Source organism: Streptomyces sp. WELS2 (assembly GCF_013870595.1).
Lineage (GTDB): Bacteria > Actinomycetota > Actinomycetes > Streptomycetales > Streptomycetaceae > Streptomyces.
This window is the reverse complement of record NZ_JACBWZ010000909.1, coordinates 1-2,318: the sequence shown is the minus strand read 5'-3', so window position 1 is coordinate 2,318 and position 2,318 is coordinate 1. Positions and strand designations below refer to the sequence as shown.

The 2,318-nt window shown below is 74.1% G+C and carries 3 protein-coding genes and 1 pseudogene; all 4 read left to right on the top strand.

What is annotated here, in order from left to right; genetic code table 11:
* On the top strand, positions 1 to 737 hold a 737-nt coding region (locus H5J33_RS31620), incomplete at its 5' end, for a beta-ketoacyl-ACP synthase 3 (protein ID WP_181798180.1).
* 81 nt (positions 738 to 818) lie between these two features.
* The gene (locus H5J33_RS31615; protein WP_181798179.1) at positions 819 to 1,058 is read left to right on the top strand and encodes an acyl carrier protein; all 240 of its coding nucleotides are present in this window, start codon (positions 819 to 821) and stop codon (positions 1,056 to 1,058) included.
* Complete coding sequence (locus H5J33_RS31610; RefSeq protein WP_181798178.1) at positions 1,055 to 1,990, top strand: NADP-dependent oxidoreductase; 936 nt, start codon at positions 1,055 to 1,057, stop codon at positions 1,988 to 1,990. The genes H5J33_RS31615 and H5J33_RS31610 overlap by 4 nt, the downstream gene beginning before the upstream one ends.
* A pseudogene (locus H5J33_RS31605) lies at positions 1,990 to 2,318 on the top strand (MFS transporter); the annotation flags it as partial. The gene H5J33_RS31610 and the pseudogene H5J33_RS31605, both read left to right, overlap by 1 nt.

Genomic DNA, 2,318 nt, shown 5'->3' with positions numbered 1-2,318 from the left:
CCGCCGGGCTGGGCCTGGGCACCGTACCGGCCTTCGACGTCGGAGCCGTCTGTTCCGGGTTCCTGTACGCCCTGGTCACCGGGGCCGGCCTGATCGCGGCCGAGGTGGCGGACAGCGTGCTGGTGATCGGCGCCGACGCCTTCACCACGCTCGTCGACCCCCATGACCGCGCCACCGCGCCGATCTTCGCCGACGGCGCCGGCGCCGTGGTGCTGCGCGCGGGCCGCGCGGACGAGCCGGGGGCCCTGCGCGCGATGGACCTGGCCAGCGACGGACTCCAGGCGGACCTGATCCGCGTGGCGGCCGGCGGCTCACGGCAGCGCAGCCACCACACCGAGGCACTGCGCGAGGACCACTACCTCACCATGCGTGGCGGCGAGGTGTTCAAGAACGCCGTGCTGCGCATGACGGAGTCCTCGCGGACCGTGCTGGCCCGCACCGGCTGGACCACCGCCGATGTGGACCTCCTGGTCGGCCACCAGGCCAACGTGCGCATCCTGCACGCGGTCGCCGACCAGCTCGGCGCCGACCGGGAACGGGCCTACGTCAACATCGGCCACACCGGCAACACCGCGGCCGGCTCGATCCCGCTGGCCCTGGACGACGCGGCCGGCGAGGGCCGGCTGCGCCCCGGCGACCGGGTGCTGCTGACCGCCTTCGGCGCCGGCACCACCTGGGGCGCCGTCACCCTGACCTGGCCGCACGGCCTGACCCGGCCGCGCACACCGGCCGCCTGAACCCCGGGGACGAGACGCCGCCACCCGCGCGTCACCCGTCCACACAAGCCCCGGAGCACGCCTCCGAGGAGGGAGTACACCATGCTGTTCACGGCTTATCCGGGCCTGCTCGCGTTCATAGCCGAGAAGGCCGACGTCCCTGTCGAGAAGCTCCACCCCGACCAGAGTCTGGACGAACTGGCCCTGGACTCGCTCGCCCTGATCGAGATCGCCCTCTTCGTCCAGCGCGAGTTCGGCATCGAGGTGCCGGAGGGCGATCTGGACCTCGGCCAGAAACTGTCCGAGTGGGCCGCCTACCTGGACGAGCGGGTGGGCCGGTGAAAGCCGTCGTCACCACCGCCGTCGGCGCGCCGGACGTGCTGCGCCTCACCGGTACCGGGCGTCCCGCCCCGCTGCCCACCGAGGTCCTGGTCAAGGTCGCCGCCGCCGGGGTCAACCCCGTCGACTGGAAGATCCGCTCCGGCGTGTTCCCGCCCGGCGCACTGGGCACCCCGCCGTTCGTGCAGGGCTGGGACGTCGCCGGCGTCGTCGAGTCCGGGCCGCGGGTGACCCGATTCCAGCCCGGGGACGAGGTGTTCGGTCTCATCGGCTTCCCCCGCCCGGGCGGCGCCTACGCGGAGTATGTCACCGCTCCCGCCCGGCAGTTCGCGCGCAAACCCGGGGAGCTGAGCTTCGAGGAGGCCGCCGCGCTGCCCCTGGCCGGGCTCACCGCCTGGCAGACCCTGGTGGAGACCGCGCACGTCAAGGCGGGCGACCGGGTGCTGGTGACCGCCGCCGCGGGGGGCGTCGGTCACCTGGCGGCACAGATCGCCCGCGCCCACGGCGCCGAGGTCACCGGGACCGCCCGCGCCGCCAAGCACGGGTTCCTGCGCGAGGTCGGCGTCGAGCACCCCGTCGACTACACCACCGGACCGCTGCACCACAGGGTGACCGGGCAGGACGTCGTCCTCGACCTGCTCGGCGGCGACCACAGCTTCGAACTGGCCCGCACACTGCGCCCGGACGGACTGCTCGTCACCGTGATCGGCCACGTCAGCCCCGAACTCGCCACGTACGCCGCGAGCCTCGGCGTACGGGTGACGGGCTTCCTGGTCGAGCCCGACCACGCCGGGCTCGAGGAACTGGCGCGGCTGGTGACGGCGGGACGGCTGAAGGTCCACGTGGACCAGGTCTTCCCGCTGGCCGACGCCGCCAAGGCGCACGAGTACGGCGAGACGGGCCGCACCACCGGAAAGATCGTGCTGGTGCCGTGATGTCCCATGCCGCCTCGGCCCGGCCTGCCGGACGTGGCGCCCGCGCGGCGCTGCGTCCGGCGGGCGGGCTCCCCGACCGTCTGGTCACGGTGTTCGCCGTGGCCGCGGGGTTCGCCGTCGCCAACATCTACTACGCGCACCCGCTGCTCACCGCGGTCGCCTCGGCGTTCGGCGTCGGCAGCGGCACCGCGTCCCTGGTGGTCACGGCCTCCACCGCGGGCTACACGGTGGGCCTGGCATTGCTGGTGCCGCTCGGTGACATCGTCGGCCGCCGCCGGCTGCTGGTCACCCTGCTGCTGGTCACCGCCGTGGGCCAGGCCGTCGGTGG

Coding starts and splice junctions, on each gene's coding strand:
- H5J33_RS31615 (WP_181798179.1), top strand. CDS start 819: ATGCTGTTCACGGCTTATCCGGGCCTGCTCGCGTTCATAGCCGAGAAG.